General features: G+C 45.2%; 22 protein-coding genes. 10 read left to right on the forward strand and 12 right to left on the reverse strand.

Going from position 1 to position 20,458, the window contains the following annotated elements; all coding sequences use genetic code 11:
* Positions 1 to 120: 120 nt before the first annotated feature.
* Entirely contained in the window at positions 121 to 672 is a 552-nt protein-coding gene (locus tag ACJJII_RS22325) for a hypothetical protein (RefSeq protein WP_413662757.1), read from the forward strand.
* Positions 673 to 815: 143 nt separating this feature from the next.
* Here the strand turns inward: ACJJII_RS22325 and ACJJII_RS22330 are convergent, their stop codons facing one another.
* The 8 genes from ACJJII_RS22330 to ACJJII_RS22365 form a co-directional block, all read right to left on the reverse strand.
* Positions 816 to 1,055, reverse strand: a complete 240-nt coding sequence (locus ACJJII_RS22330) for a DUF1059 domain-containing protein (RefSeq protein ID WP_444917780.1) — start codon at positions 1,053 to 1,055, stop codon at positions 816 to 818.
* A gap of 272 nt (positions 1,056 to 1,327) precedes the next feature.
* Positions 1,328 to 2,050 (reverse strand): uracil-DNA glycosylase, encoded by a 723-nt coding sequence (gene ung / locus ACJJII_RS22335; RefSeq protein WP_444917781.1) that lies wholly within the window; start codon positions 2,048 to 2,050, stop codon positions 1,328 to 1,330.
* Between the two features lie 2 nt (positions 2,051 to 2,052).
* Complete coding sequence (locus ACJJII_RS22340) at positions 2,053 to 2,643, reverse strand: uracil-DNA glycosylase family protein (protein WP_444917782.1); 591 nt, start codon at positions 2,641 to 2,643, stop codon at positions 2,053 to 2,055.
* Between the two features lie 13 nt (positions 2,644 to 2,656).
* Positions 2,657 to 3,592 carry an SdiA-regulated/phytase-like domain-containing protein gene (locus tag ACJJII_RS22345; protein WP_444917783.1) on the reverse strand — a complete coding sequence of 312 codons (936 nt, stop codon included), beginning with the start codon at positions 3,590 to 3,592 and terminating at the stop codon, positions 2,657 to 2,659.
* 64 nt (positions 3,593 to 3,656) lie between these two features.
* Positions 3,657 to 4,595 (reverse strand): hypothetical protein, encoded by a 939-nt coding sequence (locus tag ACJJII_RS22350; protein WP_444917784.1) that lies wholly within the window; start codon positions 4,593 to 4,595, stop codon positions 3,657 to 3,659.
* A 246-nt stretch (positions 4,596 to 4,841) separates the two neighbouring features.
* Positions 4,842 to 5,786 (reverse strand): esterase-like activity of phytase family protein, encoded by a 945-nt coding sequence (locus tag ACJJII_RS22355; protein WP_444917785.1) that lies wholly within the window; start codon positions 5,784 to 5,786, stop codon positions 4,842 to 4,844.
* 11 nt (positions 5,787 to 5,797) lie between these two features.
* Complete coding sequence (locus ACJJII_RS22360; protein WP_108733959.1) at positions 5,798 to 6,280, reverse strand: YajQ family cyclic di-GMP-binding protein; 483 nt, start codon at positions 6,278 to 6,280, stop codon at positions 5,798 to 5,800.
* A 14-nt stretch (positions 6,281 to 6,294) separates the two neighbouring features.
* On the reverse strand, positions 6,295 to 6,831 hold the full coding sequence (locus tag ACJJII_RS22365) for a YaeQ family protein (RefSeq protein ID WP_282931942.1): 537 nt from the start codon (positions 6,829 to 6,831) through the stop codon (positions 6,295 to 6,297).
* A gap of 86 nt (positions 6,832 to 6,917) precedes the next feature.
* On the opposite strand from ACJJII_RS22365, the gene ACJJII_RS22370 reads away from it, so the two are divergent.
* The 6 genes from ACJJII_RS22370 to ACJJII_RS22395 all read left to right on the forward strand — a co-directional run bounded on the left by ACJJII_RS22370 (position 6,918) and on the right by ACJJII_RS22395 (position 12,718).
* Entirely contained in the window at positions 6,918 to 7,532 is a 615-nt protein-coding gene (locus ACJJII_RS22370) for a LemA family protein (protein WP_413662768.1), read from the forward strand.
* A gap of 21 nt (positions 7,533 to 7,553) precedes the next feature.
* Positions 7,554 to 8,300: a TPM domain-containing protein gene (locus ACJJII_RS22375; RefSeq protein ID WP_444917786.1), complete on the forward strand. Its 747-nt coding sequence runs from the start codon at positions 7,554 to 7,556 to the stop codon at positions 8,298 to 8,300.
* A complete protein-coding gene (locus ACJJII_RS22380; protein WP_444911226.1) occupies positions 8,300 to 8,911 on the forward strand; it encodes a TPM domain-containing protein in 612 nt (203 codons plus the stop codon). The genes ACJJII_RS22375 and ACJJII_RS22380 overlap by 1 nt, the downstream gene beginning before the upstream one ends.
* Positions 8,912 to 9,062: 151 nt before the next feature.
* Positions 9,063 to 9,548 carry a hypothetical protein gene (locus ACJJII_RS22385; protein ID WP_444917787.1) on the forward strand — a complete coding sequence of 162 codons (486 nt, stop codon included), beginning with the start codon at positions 9,063 to 9,065 and terminating at the stop codon, positions 9,546 to 9,548.
* 115 nt (positions 9,549 to 9,663) lie between these two features.
* Complete coding sequence (locus ACJJII_RS22390) at positions 9,664 to 11,391, forward strand: hypothetical protein (RefSeq protein ID WP_444917788.1); 1,728 nt, start codon at positions 9,664 to 9,666, stop codon at positions 11,389 to 11,391.
* A gap of 28 nt (positions 11,392 to 11,419) precedes the next feature.
* Entirely contained in the window at positions 11,420 to 12,718 is a 1,299-nt protein-coding gene (locus ACJJII_RS22395; RefSeq protein ID WP_444917789.1) for a HupE/UreJ family protein, read from the forward strand.
* 303 nt (positions 12,719 to 13,021) lie between these two features.
* Here ACJJII_RS22395 and ACJJII_RS22400 read toward each other — a convergent pair whose 3' ends face one another.
* Together ACJJII_RS22400 and ACJJII_RS22405 are read right to left on the reverse strand one after the other, a co-directional pair.
* Positions 13,022 to 13,423, reverse strand: coding sequence for a GFA family protein (locus ACJJII_RS22400; RefSeq protein ID WP_444917790.1), 402 nt, complete (start codon positions 13,421 to 13,423; stop codon positions 13,022 to 13,024).
* Positions 13,424 to 13,970: 547 nt separating this feature from the next.
* Positions 13,971 to 14,819, reverse strand: a complete 849-nt coding sequence (locus ACJJII_RS22405; protein WP_444917791.1) for a TolB-like translocation protein — start codon at positions 14,817 to 14,819, stop codon at positions 13,971 to 13,973.
* A 915-nt stretch (positions 14,820 to 15,734) separates the two neighbouring features.
* Here ACJJII_RS22405 and ACJJII_RS22410 point away from each other — a divergent pair.
* The 3 genes from ACJJII_RS22410 to ACJJII_RS22420 are packed head-to-tail and all read left to right on the forward strand — an operon-like array spanning position 15,735 to position 19,092.
* Complete coding sequence (locus ACJJII_RS22410) at positions 15,735 to 17,144, forward strand: S41 family peptidase (RefSeq protein WP_444917792.1); 1,410 nt, start codon at positions 15,735 to 15,737, stop codon at positions 17,142 to 17,144.
* Positions 17,145 to 17,153: 9 nt separating this feature from the next.
* Positions 17,154 to 17,837 carry a response regulator transcription factor gene (locus ACJJII_RS22415; RefSeq protein WP_444911233.1) on the forward strand — a complete coding sequence of 228 codons (684 nt, stop codon included), beginning with the start codon at positions 17,154 to 17,156 and terminating at the stop codon, positions 17,835 to 17,837.
* Positions 17,830 to 19,092 carry a sensor histidine kinase gene (locus ACJJII_RS22420; RefSeq protein ID WP_444917793.1) on the forward strand — a complete coding sequence of 421 codons (1,263 nt, stop codon included), beginning with the start codon at positions 17,830 to 17,832 and terminating at the stop codon, positions 19,090 to 19,092. Before ACJJII_RS22415 ends, ACJJII_RS22420 begins: the two co-directional genes overlap by 8 nt.
* Positions 19,093 to 19,506: 414 nt before the next feature.
* On the opposite strand, the gene ACJJII_RS22425 is transcribed toward ACJJII_RS22420, so the two are convergent.
* Together ACJJII_RS22425 and ACJJII_RS22430 are read right to left on the reverse strand one after the other, a co-directional pair.
* Positions 19,507 to 19,770, reverse strand: coding sequence for an MOSC domain-containing protein (locus ACJJII_RS22425; RefSeq protein WP_444919294.1), 264 nt, complete (start codon positions 19,768 to 19,770; stop codon positions 19,507 to 19,509).
* A 97-nt stretch (positions 19,771 to 19,867) separates the two neighbouring features.
* Positions 19,868 to 20,440, reverse strand: coding sequence for an NAD(P)H-dependent oxidoreductase (locus ACJJII_RS22430; RefSeq protein WP_444917794.1), 573 nt, complete (start codon positions 20,438 to 20,440; stop codon positions 19,868 to 19,870).
* Positions 20,441 to 20,458: the final 18 nt, after the last annotated feature.

Below are 20,458 nucleotides of genomic sequence, written 5' to 3' on the forward strand. Positions count from 1 at the left end.
GCAAGCGGGTTAAAATAAAGCTAATTGTGAGACGGGAAACAACTTACCAGCTCTCCATTTCACTCATATACTGTTATCAACTTTCCTATTTAACCTTTCTGCTTGGGACAATAGCGGAAGATGGAAAAACTGTCGGTACAAATCGATCAATTACTTGTCATTATTGAAATATCCATAGTGCTGGCAGGGTTTGCGGCAATGGTTGCCACTTTTCAGTCAAGGAGAATAGAGAGTATCTCTAGGGGTCATGTGGTGTCCCTGGCCATGATTGTCTATATCAGCCTATTCAGCGCACTGCTCGCCGCCTTTTCTTTGGCACTTTTGAACTTCCGTATCGATGCTGGCTATGTTTGGTCTACAAGCAGCTCCTTGATGGGAATAGCCACCACAGGCTTTATTGTCTATCTGTGGAAAAAAAGACACTTCAAATTTGTGTCTATTGTAATGAAAGTTACCTACTATGGGCTTTTCAGTATCGCTTCATCGGTAGTTATCGTCAGCACACTCAACGCTACTGGCATATTTTTCGAAAGAGAGTTTGGCCCTTATTTTTTAGCCTATATCTGTAACTTATTTTTTGTCGGCTTCGCGTTTGCCCGGCTATTAATGCGACCTCTTTGGAAGGCCGTTGAAACCAAAAAGAGGCACCCTGTGAAGGGTCGCCAATCTTAAATAGATAGGATTATTAGCCAAGCAATATATACCACCCAAGTGGAAACCCTTTTCGAATTACTCAACCCATATATTATTAATCAAACTTTAGCCACCAAGCTTATTAGGCCAAATCAATCTCCACCCATAAAATACTAATTTTTCTATTTACAATCCGGGAGAGCTGAAAATTCTGCCCTCTTTGACTCATACCACTTCTGCATTGAATCAGGATCTTTCATCAAATCCTGCATTTTTTTCATAGCTTGCAAGTGCTGTGCATCATTTTTTCGATACATCTCGATTCCGTGCATCTTGCTAAGCTCCGCCACCTCTTCAAAGTTATTCCCACGAAATTCCACATCGCAGGCGCCTCCCAACTCCTTGCAGGTCATCATTTTCATAGCAATTCCACCTTAGATTTCACAACTGATACTTTATCGGACAGATAAATAACTTCAAAAGAGCCAAAAATAGATAATAGCTCTGATTGGCTTTCAAGCCTCGATAGATTTCCATTGCAAAACACTGCCAAAGCAGAGAATTGACGCATATAACCACTAAAAAATAGAAAGATTCTTTATCTGAAAGCCAAGAGAAGGATAACAGGAATAGAATTTTTGGCTCTCTGGATAAATACAAACCCGGATAGATAATACCTATCCGGGGCAAGCCACTAAATCTCCACAGCAATCCGCTTCAATTGATCCGCGTCTGGCAAAGCCCACTCAATAGGCTTTTCTCCACGCTGTTGCAACCAGTGATTTGCCTGGGAAAAAGGATGGGTTCCAAAGAAACCCCGATGCGCAGATAGAGGGGAGGGGTGTGGAGCACGCAACACTAAATGCTTATTGCGGTCGATAAAGCCTCCCTTCTTTTGCGCATAGCTCCCCCAAAGAACAAAGACTAACCCTTCACGCTGTTCCGCTAGCTTGTGAATCGCCGCATCCGTAAATTGCTCCCAACCCTGCCCTTGGTGGGCGCCGGCCTTGCTGTCCTCAACAGTAAGGGTGGCATTTAGCAAAAGCACGCCCTGCTCTGCCCATGGTTGCAGGCAACCGTGGTGTGCAGGGGGAATACCCATATCGGAGTGCAACTCTTTATAAATATTTTGCAGCGATGGGGGAATGCGTACTCCGGGCATCACAGAAAAGCACAGGCCATGGGCTTGGCCAACGCCATGGTATGGGTCCTGACCCAGGATAACGACTTTTACCTGATCAAAAGGTGTGGAGTTAAAGGCATTAAAGATCTGGCCACCGGCTGGGTAGATCTTCTTGCCGGCAGCTTTCTCCCCCTTTAAAAACTGACGCAATTGGGCCATATAGGGTTGGTCAAACTCCCCGCCCAAAACATCGTACCAAGAGGGGTGGATCTTTATTTTGTCCGGAACCGGCATTCTTAAACCTTCAATATCTTTTTAACATGATGTTGTAACTCAGGCACAACTTCCTCCTCAAACCAGGGCCTGCGACGCAACCACAGGGTATTGCGCGGGCTTGGATGCGGCAATGGAAAGTATCCCGCTGGCAGAGCATCGCGGTAATGGCGAACATTCTCGGTAATACTGCCATACCAGTGCGGGAGGTAATGGCGCTGGGCGTATTGTCCCACCAACAGCGACAGTTGCAAGTTGGGTAATTGTGCCATTAGGCGCTGATGCCAGGTGGCGGCACACTCGGGTCGCGGCGGCAGGTCACCGCCCTTGCCGCGCCCAGGGTAACAGAAGCCCATGGGAATAATGGCAATCTGGGACTCGTCGTAAAAGGTATTCCTATCAATCGCCAGCCAATCTCGCAGGCGATCTCCTGAGGGATCATTCCAGGGAATACTGGTCGCGTGGACCTTGGTGCCCGGGGCTTGGCCGACGATCAATAGGCGTGCAGACGCTGCAGCCCTCAAGACTGGATTCGGCCCTAGAGGAAGCTGTTCTTCACAGAGGCGACAAGCCCGTATTTCCTCCAGCAGTGCCGGTAACTTCTCAACTACCACCTACTATATGTCCCTATTGTTTACCCTCGGGGAAAGCTAAATGTAACAACCGCGCGCGGCGATCCTGGGGATCACGGGCACGACTGATATTATTGTTATTGAAAACCACAAATACCCCCTGGTTATTTACAGCAACTCCAGACCCCATCCCCCCCAACCGCGACACTTCATAGGCGTGCTCCGGAGATTCTTCAATCTCACGGTAAACCAAGCACCATTCAGCTTGCAAGCTCGGCAGAGCTCTTCTACATACCGCATATGCGTTGCTTTCAAGAGTAAAAAGAGCGCCGTCATGATAATCAAGTCCTCTCAGATTCTCCGGGTGGTCTCCAAAATCCAGCCCCACTACAGAAGGCAAGGAGAAAACTTGAAACTCTCCTTTATTTCCCACCTTTAACAATCCCCTGGGTTCCCGCTCTAAAGCTACCCACAAGTCATCGCCAACCTCAACTATCCCCTCCCCGCCATTATTGTATCTCAGCGAATAACCCAGGTGTTCTATTGCTGATGACCACTTGTTATTAATCCAGCGTGAACTCCCATCTGTGTCCACTTCTGCTATTCGATTGTGGCGTTCACTCAATAAAAATGTACCGTCGTCTCTACAACATATTCCACCAAAACGCATTGCGGATTTAGGCCGCAATAAATCCATAACAAAGTGAGAAACATTATCGGCTACTCCCCTTTTGGGCGGAGGCAGGCCGCTAACTTTCAGGTATTTTTCTAATGTCGCACTCTGACCGTGTAAATTGATTCTATATATTTTTTCCGATTCTTTAGGAGAGATCGTTATTAATTGACCACAAAAACTCAAACCAGATAGACCTACACCCGAGCTATTATCTATCCAGTAATCAGCAATATCTTTAGCAAAAAAAATCTCAGCAGCCATTCCCACGGATGCTAAAAATATGAAATTAATTGCGAGGAAAACTGTCTTGATCATTACATTCCCCATTAAACACAACCCAACTATTCGAACCCCAATAACAGAAAGTCTCTATTGGTATTTAGTCAGATTGATCTGGCAGAGCCAGATGTAATAAGAGTGCTCTGCGATCCTGAGGGTCGTGAATACGGCTGATATTATCATTGTCAAACACAATAAAAACGCCCCGCTCTCCAATAGCCAAACCATCTCCCTTGCCGCCGGTCCGCGATACCTCGTAGCCGAGTTCAGAGGAGTTTTCATGTTCCCAGTAATCCAGGCACCACTCAGCTTTCAAGCTGGGTAATTCCCTGCGACAAACTGCATAGGCATTAGGTTCCAGGGTCCACAAAGCCCCATCATAGTAATAGAGGCCTGCCATATTTTCCGACTCATCACGAAAATCCAGCCCTTTTACTGGCGGCGGTGTAAAAATCTGTACACTTCCCCTGGGGCCGAGTTTTACCAGGGCACGGGGATCCCGCTCTATAGCCATCCAAAAGTCATCGCCCACCTTCTGCAGCCCTACACCGGAGAGATTGTACCCGTGCATATAGCCTTGGGCTTTAGCCGTGGCCGACCACATATTTTCTAACCAATGCCCCTTTCCCTCCATATTTATTTCGGCTATGCGGTTGTAACGTTCACTCAACAAATAGAATTTATCATCGGCACAGGTGATGGCTTCAAAATCCATCGCTGCAGCTGGGCGAGTAAGTTCCAGTAGAAAATACCATAAATTAGTAGGCCTATCTTTTTTCGGAACCCGGAGCCCAGCCAGCTTGATATAAGGCTCCAAGGTTGCACTCCTATCTCCCAATACTATCTGGTAGATCTCCCTGGATTGCTTATCCGACACCGTAACCATTTTTCCATCGCAAAAACTCAGTCCAGATATGCTTAACCCGGCACTATCATCCACCCAATAATGAGCTATTTTTTTGGCGGGAATAATTTCAGCTGCCAGCCCCAAGGATGACAAGAGCGCACATACGATAGTTAAAAAAATACGCTTAATCACGATCCTTCCAATTTATCGCCAAAGTGATTTAAGAACCGGGAGATTCCCTGCGGCCAACAGACACTACCAAGCTGTAAGGTCCCAATAGCTATTGGTACACAGCATAGTTACCCCAATTGCTCTAAACAATTTTAGCGCTAGTGACTAGAAGATATTTTAAAAATAGAGGGACTTGTTGAACGGGAAAGAACTAAAGGGATGGGATTAGCGCCGACTCCCGGAAAGTACGGCGCCAGACAGAGTCAATTATTGCAGCCTACTGGCCTCATCTGGCATTGCCAGATGCAACAGCAGCGCGCGCTTGTCGTCAGGCGCCTGGGCACGGCCGATATTATTGTTGTCGAGGATAACGAAAATACCCTGCTCTCCGACTGCCAGCCCCTCGCCCTTTCCATAGCGGGTTTCTTCATAAACCCGCTCGGGAGATTCTTCAAGGGCGCGATAATCCAGGCACCACTCGGCTTCCAGGCTAGGAAGTGCCCTGCGGCACACGGCGTGGGCATTGCGCTCCAAGGTAAAGAGTGCGCCGTCGTGGTAATCCAATCCCGCCAAGTCCTCTGAACGGCCAGCAAAGTCCAGGCCATCTACTTGAGGCAGAGTCAGTGTGCTGGCCTCGCCATCTGCATTAAGCCTCAACAAACCACGGGGTTCGCGCTCCATGGCTACCCAGAAAGTATCGTCGGCTTTCACCAACCCCTCGCTGGAAGCATTGGTCTTCTGTAGAAAACCCTGGGACCTGGCTAATGCCGACCAGCTATGCTCTTGCCAGCGTGCATTTCCCTCAATATCTACGATGGCAATACGGTTGTAATGCTCACTGACCAGATAGACCTGGCCATCACTACAGGTAACACCTTCAAAGTCCAGATCTTCTGCCGGGCGGAACAACTCCTTGAAGCCTTCCCAAGCGCTGACAGGCTCATCCTGCTCCGGTATCCCAAGGCCGCTTAAGCGAAGATGTGATACCAGGTCGGCACTGCCATCGCGAAATTCAAGCGTGTAGATCTCTTCAGAATTCTTATCGGAGACTGCCAGCAGATCTCCAGAACAGAAACTTAAGCCGGAAATATCCAGGCCTGCACTACTATCAACCCAATAGCTGGCCAGCAACCTAGCCGGGGTAATTTCTGCGGCTATCGCCAGTGGCGACAACAGCACGGATAGAACACTGAAGAGAGTACGCTTGATCACTGCAAAACCAATTAATCGCGGAAGTTATTAAACTGCAATGGCTGTTCCAGCTCTTTACCACGTAACAAGGCGATCACCTGCTGCAAGTCATCGCGCTTCTTGCCAGTAACACGCACCTGCTCACCCTGAATGGCAGCCTGCACCTTGAGCTTTTCATCTTTGATCAGCTTAACAATCTTTTTTGACAGTTCTTTGTCAAGGCCATTTTTCAGGGTCACGTCCAATTTGACCTGCTTGCCGGATTGCTCTTTATCACCTACATCCATCGCCAGTGGATCGATATCGCATTTGATCAGTGCGCCGCGCAGCATATCCACCATCTGGTCTACCTGCATGTCCACTTCAGCGCGAACTACCAGGGAGAACTCACTCATCTCCACTTCCGCATCCACACCTTTAAAGTCGAAGCGGTTGGTAATAGTGCGATTCACCTGATCCACAGCGTTGGTGAGTTGGTGCTTATCCACTTCAGATACAATGTCAAAAGAAGGCATTAAGTTGTCTGCTCCTATTTCCAGGTTTCCGGAGTAATCTCCGCGTTGTTGTCACTATCAGCCAGCCAGATATGGCCATCCTGAATGGTGGCACTCAGGTCCATATTGCGCTCAGCCATAGCCGCCAATTGCTCAGTGGCATCAGCGGCTAAATGGTAGACGGTAAGGTTATCAAAGCGCTCCAATTGGCTGGCCTGTTTCTGCCACCAGATTGGTGCTGCACGGCGCCCGTAACTGTATACGATAACGCGCTTCGAGCGGTTGCAGGCTTTGCGAATTCGTTCCTCAGTGGGCAACCCCACTTCGATCCAGAGATCGATTTCCCCGCTCAGGTTTTTTTGCCAGAGATCCGCTTCCTCATCGGAGGACAATCCCCGGGTAAACTCCAGCGTTTCCGCCGCATTGTGCGCAAAAGCCAGTAGGCGCACCATCATACGCTCATCTGTTTCCGAAGGATGTCGCGCCAAAGTGAGCGGATGTTCGGCGTAATAATCCCTGTCCATATCGGATATCTGGACTTTGGCCTTAAATATTGTTGCTTTTAACGCCATTTTGGCTCCATGGTGATGCCTTCTCCAGCGCCGGGAGTCAGGCGGACTATTCTTGATGGGTTCACGTGAGAATAAGGATATTCCGCATGACCTCTGCGCTCCCCAGCGGCTGGCCCTTTTGGCAGAGCTCACTGCTACTGCTGCTGGCAACCACCCTCAGCGGCTGTGGTGTCAACAATATCCCAACCTATGACGAGCAGGTTAAAGCCACCTGGGCCCAGGTTCAAAACCAATACCAGCGCCGTGCCGATCTGGTTCCCAATCTGGTGCAAACCGTAAAAGCTTACGCATCCCACGAACGGGAAACCCTACAAGCCGTCACTGAGGCTAGGGCCAAAGTCAGCTCTCTCCAGGTTGACGGCAACCTTCTCAATGACCCAGCCAAGCTGCAACAGTTCGAAGCAGCACAAGGCCAGTTAACCAGCGCGCTATCCCGCCTTATGTTGGTGGTAGAGCGATACCCCGACCTCAAAGCCAACCAGAACTTCCTCACACTGCAATCTCAGTTAGAGGGCACCGAAAACCGCATCAGTGTCGCGCGCCGGGATTATATCCAGGCTGTAGAGCGCTACAACCGCGAGATTCGCACTTTTCCAGGAAGAATCTGGCATGCCGTGCTCTACAGGGATATGCCGCTTCGAGAAACTTTCGAAGCCACCAGTGAAGATGCCGATAAGGCACCTGAGGTCAACTTCCAATAGACAGGCGCCATCGACCCCAAAATGAACCGCCCCAGTCTTGCCATAACCATCCTGATTGCTCTGGTCTGTGCCTTAGCAGCCTGGGCCGATGTACAATTTCCAGCGCTTTCCGGCCGGGTAGTAGATCAGGGAGAGTTGTTAAAGGCCGATGAGAGATACCAACTTACTGAGTTGATACAGCAGTATGAGCGCGACAGCGACAATCAGCTGGTTGTAGCCACCATCCCCGAGCTTCAGGGCATCACTATAGAGGAGTATGCCAACCAACTGGCACGCAAGTGGAAGCTAGGAAAAAAAGACAAAGACAATGGAGTGCTTTTCCTGATTGCGCCCAATGATAGAAAGGTCCGTATCGAAGTAGGCTACGGCCTGGAAGGAGCCCTAACCGATGCACTGGCGGCAAATATTATCCAAACCAAAGTACTGCCAGAGTTTCGCAATGGCGATTTTAGCGGCGGAATCAATGCAGGGGTTCGATCAATTATCGCCGCGACGATAAATGAATATGTCGCTGAACCCGTAGAAACCAAAGAGGGGCGTCGAATTGCTGTACTGGTAGGCCTGTTCCTTCTGCTGGTCATGCTACACCTCTTCGGCAGTGCCGTACTGGGTTCACCTGCACAGAGCCGCATTTTTAAGCGGGGGCGCTACGGCGGCTACTATGGTGGAGGTGGATTTGGCGGAGGTCTATCCGGCGGCAGCTCTGGGGGCGGGTTTAGCGGGGGCGGCGGAGGTTTTGGCGGAGGGGGCGCATCGGGAGGATGGTAATGCTCACCAATACTTATCAACGCCAGGTAGCAGAGGCAATCAAGGAAGTAGAGTCCCGCACCGACGCTGAAGTCATGGCTGTGGTCGCCAAGGAAGCGGACAACTACCTTTATATCTCTACCCTATGGGCCGCATTCCTAACACTGTTAGTCTCCCCTCTGATCGAATTCCTGCCGTTCTGGATCAACCTCCAACAGGCGGTGACGCTTCAGTGGATTTTATTTATTGTCCTGGCAGTAATATTCCGCTGGCGCCCCATCACCATGCGCCTGGTACCAAAGAAAATAAAATTCTGGCGAGCTTCAAATTTAGCCCGCAGGCAATTTCTGGAGCAGGATTTACACGCAACCAAGGACCGACTCGGGCTACTGATATTTGTTTCAGAAGCCGAACACTATGTAGAAATACTGGCCGACAGAGGCATTGCCCAACACATCACCAATGACAACTGGCAGAGAGTAGTTGAAAATTTTGTGCAACAAATCAAGCGGGGAAAAGCTGGAGAGGCATTACTGGCATGTATTGAGCAATGCGGAGATCTACTTCACGAAGCGATACCCACCAGCACCATTAAAGATGAACTGCCGAATCATCTAGTCGTCATCAATTAAATCCCCGTATCCCCCAAAACTGGCAACACCAACTTATTCAAGTTTCAAAACGAAACTCCACGCCATACCAACCTACCCTCATATTGTGACTTGAATCATCAACTAAGCTGCCTAAAGGCATAAAACCCATAAGTAAACTCTGTACAAGAAGATGATTCCGACTAAAACCCTATTGCAGCTTTTCAGTATTACTCTTCTGTTACTGGTATCTGGATTCAGTGCCGCTCTCTGGTCTCAAGAACTACAAAAGAAAAATACGACTTCGGCAATCGGGGACGCTTACTTGCCCGGCACTCGTATAGCCTCCCCTCGCCAAAAGCAAGCCACCACCTACTTCCTGCCAGCATTGAGTAACAGCGACAAATTAACTTTTCATGTCGAGCATTTGCTCAGCAACCACACTGGCGATCTCGACGCCCTCAGAATGGAATGGGCCATCAGTAACCGGCAAGTGAAATTTCCGACCTGGGACCCCAGCAGTACAAAGGCGGAGTCCGAAAAGTTACCAGCTGCCCCTACTGAGGTTGTATTCATACCTACCATTTATGGCGGAAAAGTAATTTATAAAAAGCTGATTGAGAAAATCTACGGGGAAGTCAATGCAGCCTTCGGTACTAATCTTGAAGCACCAGACTAAATTAATCCCCCTTCAAAAATGAATAAGGTGCAACTGATAAACTCTGCCCAAACAACACATGACTCCCAAAACGAAATTTTATTTATCATTCAACAAAATACTTATCAGCCTGGCCTTGATATTATTCATCTGTGCATTATCAACAACCAGCAAGGCTGATTTCATCAGTTTAAGTGGCGCTGAGACCGCCAACAATGTTGCGGAGATTGATATACAAAAAAATATCCTAAACATTAGATTCGAGATATCAGCAAGCGATGCCAAACTATTTTGGCCAGGAATTGGAGATACACCAGACATTTATCGACTGGCCCAATCGGCAAAAATCCAGCAATCTTTCGATTTTCAAGTGCTCTCTGGAAATAAGAGCATTAAGCCCAAAGTCATCTCAATTCGAGTAGCCCAGAGGAAACCTAGAATTTCCCCTTTTGCTGGGCAAACCGATCCCCGCACCGGCATAAAAATGCCGGATTTCCCGGCAGATAAAAAGATTCTTTTAACTCAGCTGAAATATCCAATCGGTGGACTTTCAGTCCTGCAACTAAAACCACCCATCGGTAGTGATAAGCTGGCATCCGTGACAATTGGCTTTACCAGTCGCCACGGGCAAACACCTATCAGCGGCTTTCACTACCTATCCCAAGCTGAACCACTCATTATCGACTGGAAAGACCCATGGAATACACATTTTAAGAACACCAATATTAGTCGGCATAATCGCTACCCTCTAATGTCTTTCCTCTACGTAGAGCCCCGCCAGATACGTCATGAGATACTCGTGCGCACCAAGGACTTACTGGAGTGGACTAATCACCCTTTCGATGCCTGGCAACTATTAACACCAGAAAGTAAGGCCTTCCTGCACCACACAGTACGCAGCTATCTAAATAATAAAAATCCAACTTCTATTGATCAGTCGCCCTCACAGCCGAATAGCATTGAGACTGTTTTTCTTCGCGCAAATAATAGCGGGTACTCACAGGTTTCAGAGAATGACACTATTGAAATGGGCTCAGTGATGATTGGCTACCGGGAAAAATTTTCCATCGATGCACTGCCCCAGAGTGTTACCGTAGACTGGAATCTATTCACCGATACGATCAACTCCGTTCCCACCCTTATTCAGGACCCTACAGGTCCATTCCCCACCCATGTAATTCCTTCATTTCCTGATATTCAGTGGCACAACTACCTATACGATTACCGCCCTCCAAATAGCGATCCACTCGTAATAGAAACCCCTAGCCTAGCGGTCCCTATGGCTATCCTATTTTCATTTCTTATTATTACGATAATTGTATTGACGCTATCCACCAAACACTCAATTTTAGGCCGCAAGGGTTCAACTATTATCTATACCGCCATAATAATCTCAGCTGTCGCTTTGTACCTCAATCTTCCAGAAGAATACCGGGTAAACCTCCCTGGAACCGCTAAAAAACGAGACTTGGGCCAAGTAACAGAACAGCTACTGTTAAAAGTTGCAGCCGCATTTAAAGAGCCTCTACCGATCAATCTGGAATTAAAGCTGAAAAACCTGATTACCAAGGAAGGGTTCGAAAGTACCTATTCAAATCTGGCACAAATTTATCGCCCCCAAACAACGAGTGGTGGCTTGGGATCAATCAGTGCTATTACAAATCTTAAAGTCGAGTACTCCAGTCAAATTAACCTGAATGGCAACAAAGGATTCCGGTTAATTACAAGTTGGCAAGCGGTAGTAGAGGACCGAAGCTGGGGACACTTTGAACAAAGACCGCAAGAGACCCGGGCCAATATCGCAATTATCCAGTCTGATAACCACTGGAAAATCGCAGGATTTAACCCCCTATCCGTACGGTAAGAACAAAAATAGAGAAATAGTTTGAGCCATGAAAAACAGCACACCCAAGTTGCCCGCGATGATCGCTCTATACCTCCTCATATCCAGCCTCAGCGGGCAAGCACAAGCGCACTTCCTTCTCAACCTCAATGTACGGATTTTCCATATAGAGCACACAGCCAGTGGTGCCAACCTATATATGAGAGTGCCTATGCCCTATTTACTGGCAGATAAAACAAAAAAGGGTCGCGACCCCTATACTGGCAAACTCCCACAACCCGCGCCCTATACCAAAAACTCATTGGATCAAGGCGGCTTGGTCCATTATGTGGATTTTCAGCAGCTGGAGCTAGCGCCTCTAGGACTCGGTAATATTGCAGAGAGAGCCACTCTTCTCCGCAATACTGACAAGCAGATAAAAGGCGATGTAAAAGCCGTGCGCCTGTATCGGATAGGAAATGAACCAGGTTTTGCAACTCTGGAGGAGGCACAGCAGGCATTTTTGCACCAATACCTACCTGAAGACACCAATCAAAGGTTGTATGTGGGTGACACCTTGGTTGATATTCAGATCTTCTACCCTCTGGAAGCTCCCCTTGGAGAATACCAACTATCCAGCTCTCTTAACCCCGGCCTCCCCAACCAGGAAGACACCGCCAACCTGGTACTGGATTACAACCCAGGTAAGACCCAGGTCTTTCGCTCACGCGGTCTTATGCAAGAGGCACTATTGATTACCCACTCCTCAATAGACGCTGTGAAGACTTTTCTGGCGGAGGGCATCGCCCATATCCTGAAGGGGCTGGACCACGTGTTGTTTGTACTCTGCCTAAGCCTCGGTGCACTCAGCCTACCCCTACTCTTGTGGCGCGCTACCGGCTTTACCATCGGTCACAGTATCACCCTCTCAGCCGGATTCTTTGGCTTTGTTCCCACAGTCAGCTGGTTCGTATCAATGGTAGAAACCGGTATCGCCCTATCCATAATCTATATGGCCTGGATATCACTACACAGGGAAGACACTAAGATCACAGGCAGCGAAAGTACAATTTTTATCGGCACCTGTATGCTCGGCCTACTCCATGGCCTGGGTTTTTCATTTGTATTACATGAAATACTCCAAGTTGACTCCCCGAATATCTGGCAAAGCCTCTTGGCCTTCAACCTGGGAATAGAAGCCGGGCAAGTACTCATAATTCTTGCCATATGGCCCCTTGCCTATTTAGCCAGGCTGTGGAAAAAGGAATGGGAAATCCGGATACGTTATTCTGTTGCTGGACTCTGCAGCGCAATTGCTTTTATTTGGACATTAGATAGAGGATATGGGCTTGTTTCGGCAATTTCCTGAACAGAAGAATGAGTTTCCTCTCTGGCTATTACACCCGAGATACTAAAAAGGGAGAAGGAAATAATACACTGCTCTCGAGACCCTATGAGGCATGGATGCCGATTAGGAGCTTACAGGGATGTATTCACAGCGTGTCTCGAGTGCGGTGTATTCTTTCCTTACACCCCAGTAGTAATACACCTAAAACTACTTTGTATTCTCAAGATCAAGAGACAAAACTCACTCCAAAATTAATCTCCCTGTCACTACACGCGTAATAATGAGTAAAAATATAAAGCGCAATAAACCAGGACGTTAAATAATTTAAGATCCAAACCCCTTGGGATGCTGCTTCCCGGCGTCACCTATTACTTCCCAAGAGGCCTTTGAGTCAACCCATAAATGATGAACCACTTTTAGATTCTCGTTACCATCCACCAAGCTTCCTGCAGGGATGTAAGTATTTAAAGAATCATTCTCTCCGGGCAGAGTAGAACCGCAAGTAGCGCAAAAATTTGTATGCCAATCATGCCCGGGCTTAGACCAATACTTAAGGTTCTCCTTACCTTTAACCCAACTAAACTTCTCAGTAGGCACAATAGCTACAGTAATAGCGCCACTCCCTGTGGAACGACGGCAGATTGAACAGTGGCACATATATAAATCTGTGAGGGATTCTTGTATCTCATAAGTTATCTCTCCACAATTGCATTCACCTTTAGTCAAAAGGACACTCCTTTTTTAGTAATAGAAAGATGTAAAGCCCACATATCTGAGACACTTATATCACCTTGTATAAATTTCAATCCACCATAGAGCCCTAAAAGAGCATCTACTCGCACTGAACGATCTCCCGATCCAATTTTAACTCCGGCATTAGCTACATGCTCTACAATAAATGTCTCAGGCTGAACATCGGCGCCAAATAGAAAATACTATCAGAAAGAACAGGTTTTTATGGCGCGCATATCTTTTTGCGTTTTCTATTTGCACAAACCTTAATCTAACCTGATTTCTCTCAACATTGATTCAAGTTTTCGGTAGCAAGTGGCTAATAGAGGCTGAGTTGAGCAATATATATATAAGTGAGCACCCTCACACTTAGTGTGGTGCTCACTTTCTCACTTGGTGAAAGGATTCTATACAACTTAACGGGTTGCTGCGGGACCAACCGGGGCTTCATGTATCGTGAAGACCGGAAATATCATTAAAGAATTTAAATTTAGCAACATGATGATAGATACAGAGAACTAGGCGTAGCTTAGTGTAAATTTTATTTAGGCCTAAGGGCCTCAATAAACTTCGCATCTACCCACATTATTTCAAAATTCGGTGGAGTACAACGCCGACAGTAGAAAAGGTATTTCCCATCGGGCGTTACATATCCACCACCATCTTCCCCCTCTGTATTGATCTTATCACCGAAGTTAATAGCCGCACCCCATGAGCCATCTTGTTGACGAAAACTGATGTACATATCGCTATCACCATATCCACCCTCTCTTTCACTATCCCAGATAATGTAGGACTCATCAGGGCCAATAAACGGATGAGCAGTCCACTTGCCTGTATTTATCTGCTCTCCAAAAGGTTTTGGCGCTTCACGCTTACCATCTAACAGACGCGAATAGCGAAGAATACCATCTCCATTTGAACCTACTTCATCAAATACAAAGGTTCCTTTTGCAGAAGCCGTAAGGCGCATGATACGAAAGTCTTCAAATAGTGGCCCCAGGCTTTTAGGTTCTGACCAACCATTGTCAGTGCGCTCTCTATATCGATTTCTAGAATACATTGTTTGACCATCAGGTGAGATAGAGCCACCCCAGGCCACTTCCGATTCATACCAACGATTACCCTCAAGCTTGTATACAACTTTCGAAGACTCACCACTTTGGTGATATCTCCTTGTAACGTAGTACTCCTGCATATCAGGCGTAAAGTAGCCACCCCAATCCCGATACTCTTTCGAGGGATTAGGAGCGAATAACTTTGGAGTCAACCCAGGAGGTTTCTGTCCAAGATAGGGCCCTTCAAGAGCTGTCGGTGTATCCTGACTATAACTGTTAACACTCAAAGTTAGGAGTGAGAGTAGAGCAATTGAAATACAAAGGTGCCTCATGACATATCCTTGCTTAAACATGAAGTAATAAGCAACCAATGTATCTATTCAGGCTTTATAACACCTGACGTCCATATGAATTTTGTCTGATTCTTGTGAGAAGAGGTGTGATCCGCCGACTATTTGTATGAAATATACACAAAAGCGACTCTATAGCGAAGGTTCGGACCTCCCTTTTGCCCTCCATATATACTGACCTTGCGGCTCATTTAGTATTGCCAATCCACACTGAGCACTCAGTTACAGAGAGAGTTATCGGAACACGACGATCTTAAATTTATAGATACACCCTCAGATATCCACCTATTCGCTGTAAGTAAATCCACAAGTCTGTCCAAAAGAATAGATGATGATGGAAACTATGGAGTAACGAGCACTATTTTCTAATATCAATCGAATGATCAATTTTTATTCTGCGGGATTAAGATTGAGCGATACTATAGCCCCAATAGTTACTGCACTTTCTACCAGATAGACATAAACCTGGTAGAAAATACACTCAATTAGATACATTGCATGAAACACACTTTCTTAGATCTCTACCTATTGAAGTGAGAGCGCTTTCCTTGGTGGGAGGCTTGGTAAGTGATGTCTAGAGGTTGGATTGGGAGAAAGAGCCCTGGGCGTTAGGTTCCTAGAACTAGACAAGCTATTGAATTTACAACATTTTATCAGCTCCGGTGTCAATACTCTATTTGCTGGGTTTCCAGAACTGCTCCTGGGGTTGTAACTTACCCAAATAACAGAGATGCAATGCCAAACAAACTACCTGCCTTTAGCTGACGCAAGTTGAACTGGGTGTTTAACTAGGCCTGTTGAGTTAATGGAATAGCTTCTAGCTTTGCTATCACGTAGCTTGACAGAATCTTCACAACCCCATTGTTAAGCTGCTCATTTCAAACTTGAGTTTTCGAAATGAAAAGGTTATATCAAATTTGTTTTTTTCTGGTAAGTTCAGTATTGGTTATTGCTTGTAGATCATCACATCTAGAGATTTTTCCTGAGTTAACAGACAGCTCTTTGTTGGAAAAAAAATTAACTGTTGCTGAAATGCGAGAAGATGTGGAGGCATTCTACTTGGGGGCTTTAGAAAGACATCCGGCACTAGATCATTATACCGATTTGCAGGAGCTGGAAGAAGCGGTGAGAGACTTACAGCTACAAATCTCTGATTCTATGAATCGACTCCATTTCTATCGAATTGTAGGGCAACTGGCGCACAAGTTTAATGATGGTCATTCTTTTCTGATATGGCCTTATCAGGAGTATGAAAAACTTATAGCCAGTGGCAAAAAGCCCTTTCCATTGGCTGTTACTTTAACTCCTGATGGTAGTATCGTAACAAAGAATACGTATATAAATGGTAGGCAATCAGTGCCGGCAGGGGCAAGAATTACAGGAATTAATGGTCAAAGTATTCAAACCTTGATGGATCATATGCAAAAGTTTGCAGGTGGGGAGTCTCGCTTTCTAAGAGAGCAAATTATTACTAAACGGTTTGGTGTAATGTTATGGGCTGTCTTTGGGTTTATTGACGATTTTGAATTGAAATGGCAGGAACCTGTGAGCCGATCCAATCATACTACCCAGTTACTTTCCAAACAAAACTGGCACCTTCAAGATGAAATTATCAATGGCAGGCAGGACTTCTATTTTAAAGTCATATCAGATGACACTGCTTATCTTCATATAGGCAGCTTTGATGTAGGATTGGACTGGTTTAGCGAGTTTATCGATCAAGCTTTTACTGATATCAAAAATAGAAAAATTACATGCTTGATTATCGATTTGCGCGAAAACTTAGGGGGTAATACTGATAGTGCCACCTATTTATTAAGCTATATTGCCCACAAAGAGTTTCGTATGATTTCTTATATGACAGAAAAATTGAATCAACAAAATCGAGGGCTTTTTAACTATAAGGGAAAAGCTGGAGAATTGATTCTATACGACTGGGATGAATGGCACCGCCCCATAGATAATAATAACTTATTTGAAGGAGAAGTTTATATACTGATTAGCCCGGTTACTTATTCTGCTGCTATCGTATTTTCTAGTGCGGCTCAAGATCATCAATTTGCTACATTGATTGGTCAGAAAACGGAAGGCTACTCTAACCAAACTGCGCAAGGTAACTTGTTTAATTTGCCACATTCACAATTGAGGGCTTATATCACTACACGCAAGCTGGTAAGGCCCAATGGGGACAATAAAGTTAGCGGTGTAATACCAGATATCCCAGTAACTCCGAATGCAGAAGCTATCGCTGCTGGATATGACTTGGCCATCAACAAAGTGTTATCTTTACGAAATAGTGCTGACTAAGAGGTAATCATGAGCCTGACAGCTTTATTAATTGAAGACAATACAGACATCGCTTGCCAGGTGTGCGACTTTTTAGAGCAACAACTGTTCCAGGTAGACTATGCCAGTAGTGGCAAGATGGGGTATAGCCTGTTCCAACAACATCAATATGATGTAGTATTGCTGGACTTAATGTTGCCTGATATTGATGGTATTAAGTTATGCCGACAGATCAAAACTAATTATGAAGTGAATACCCCGGTGTTGATGCTCACCGCTAGAGATAGTATTTATGATAAAGGGATTGGTTTTGAAGCTGGTGCTGATGATTATCTAACCAAGCCATTTTCATTGGAAGAGGTGGCTATGCGGTGTAAGGCCTTATATCGTCGACATAACCTTTATCGATCTCAAATCCTTAATATTGGAGAATTGTGTATTGATATACGCCAGCATAAAGCTACCCGCCGAGGGCAGACTCTAAAGCTCAGTCGTACAGACTTCAAACTACTATTGTTACTCGCCAAGGCGTTCCCTCAAGCTATGACCCGCTCTGAACTATTAAGTAAAATTTGGGGAGACAATTTTCCTGATAGTGATGTATTACGATCACATATCTATATATTGAGAAGTATATTGGATAAGCCTTTTTCATATAACATGCTAAAAAATATTCATGGGGTTGGATATAAATTAGATGTGCCATATGAATAACCCAGCTCAGTGGCCAAAGAAAGGCATACAGCAGCGCACCTTGTATTTAATTGCAATTTACTCAATTTTTTTGGGTTTGCTTTATAGTCTTGTAATAGTGGCTTATGCTTGGGTAGTAGAAGATAATATTTTTAATAGATTAGTCAATAATGAGGCCGTATATCTCAAGGAAGTCTATAAATCATCTGGAGAAATTACAACTCCAAGATTGCAGTTTATTCAGTTGTATGGAAGTAGAAGTGCTTTGCCAGGTAATATTCCTGTTTTGCTAGAGCAAGATCCAGAAAGAGTTGAATTTGTATTAGATCGAGGTCCAACTCTCCATATCAAACCAGTAATTCTGGGGGAGCTGGAAATGGTATTAGTTGCAGACATTTCCGCTTACGAAGTTAGTACTGATTTTCTACCAGAAGTAACGATATGGCTATCATTGATGCTTGTGTTACTCGTAGTTTTAGGTTTATTGCTGGCCTTCTGGGTATCAAGTTATACTTTAAAGCCTCTACAATCTCTTGCTTATGCAATCTCAAGAAGTAAGCAGCAGCCCATTTCGCCGGGCTTCGCCAGAGCTTACCCTAAAGATGAAATAGGTTATTTGGCAAAGACTTTTGAAGATACCTTATTGTATAAACAAGTCATCTTAAAGCGTGAGTCCGACTTTACTCGGGACATTAGTCATGAACTCAGAACTCCATTGAGTGTATTACGTAATATTATCAGCAAGGTAGCTGGTACTGGCAGAATATCTTTAATGGAGATTGAGAGGCTACAAAAATCTTCATCAGAGATGCAAAGAACTATATCAACTCTGCTGGCTCTGGCAAGGCAGGAGTCACTGGAACGCCAGGAGGTAAGCTTATTGTTTGTACTTGAAAAATCGATATTAAATCATGTACAAGCAAGCCCTGATAGCCTTTTAACTTTTGAACTTCAGGTTTCTGCTGAAGAAAAGGTGCGAGCTAATGAAAATTTGTTACTGCACCTTTTTACTAACCTCATAGAAAATGCAGATCATTACGCCAGCGACCATAAATTGAGCATTAAATTTTCACAAGGAAATTTACATTTTTCGAATAAAATTGATGAGATTCAGCAGAAGTTGATAAAAGATCCTTTTACTGAAAGTGCAAAAAACAAACATAGTTCCGGCTTGGGGCAAGGGCTGTACTTAGTAAAGCGTATTTGTGAAATGTGTTCTTGGCAAGCACGGTATCAATGCGCTCAAAGCAGATTTGAAATAATTATCAGAACTTAAAGGCGTTAACTATTAATGGCCACTCCACTCTCTCAAGTTGGATGCCCCAAGGTAGCAGTGGCTCATAACCCTCAACGGATTGACAGTGAGGAATCTGCTCAAGCAACTTGACGTAATACATTTAGGGGGCAAGGCCGTTCATCTTGGCAGTGCGAATCAATCTGAAGTGCAGGCATAATACTTTAGCGCCATTGACCAAAGATACAAACAGGAAGGTCTTACGAGCCATCACAAAACTGCTTATCTAATCAATCCTCTTCAGGCGTCTTTCCACTTTTTCTCGCCACTCTTGGGAGAGGGGCCGCAATTGATGGACGGCCTCAAGTACTTGTTTGCTAAAAGCATACTCCTTATCAAATAAGGCTCTAAACATGGCATTTACACTGACAGAACCAGGAGCCTCAGCAACTTTACTTAGTTTTTTTCTTGTCCTATATAACCTTCCCCAAGCACCCTAAAATACACACCAGTGTTGAAGTAATCTTTAAATAATTTAACGGTATTATCATTATCTAAAGCCATATTGAGTTTAAAACATGGAATTCTTGGCTGACTTACCTCGAGGAGACAATCGCCTATGCTAAATTGGTCGCCGATAAAGACTTCATCTTCGATAAGCCCAGAGACTGTCAAATTTTCCCCGAAAGTTCCATAGGGTAAATGGCTTTTATACAGGATTTGTTGCCAATAATCATAACTATTGAAGTTAAGGTATCGTCAAGTGTATTGGTTGCCATTAGGAAGTCATAACTAACATAGATTGATTTGTTCTAGGCTAGATACATCTAGCACCAAGTGCTTTAACAGTTTTCAACCAGGAACCCTGTTGATTCTTATCAGACAAAATCATTGAACCAAATAAATTAACCTCTGCTTTTGAAAAACCACAGTATTGAAGAGTAAATCGATCAAGCTGCTCTAATACTGGCTTTGCTTGTTCTTCTAAATATTCCGTAGGCGCATCCATTGTCAAAATTATTCTTGATGTTTTGCCTTTAAGAAGCTTTATGGGCTCTGCACTACCACTCTCAAATTTAAAGGTAATTCCGGGAAGAAAAGATCGATCAATCAAGCCTTTGAGCTTTCCTGGCAATCCGCCCCACCAAATAGGCGACATCACAACAATATGCTGTGCCCATTTAAGAGCCTCTTGAAATTCATATAGACAATCCTCCAATACTTGATAGTCATCGTACCCAAACTCTAAATTCGAATTGAAGTCCATTTCCGACAGGTTATATCGCCGAACATTTGCCTGCTTCTTTGCCTCAGACTCATAGACATCGCTCAACTGCTTAACAAAACTGTTCTTCTTTGGATTGCCATTTAAAAGTAGGATATTTTTCATCGCGTCATACTATTGCTT

This window comes from Microbulbifer maximicatervae (SeqCode), assembly GCF_052467825.1.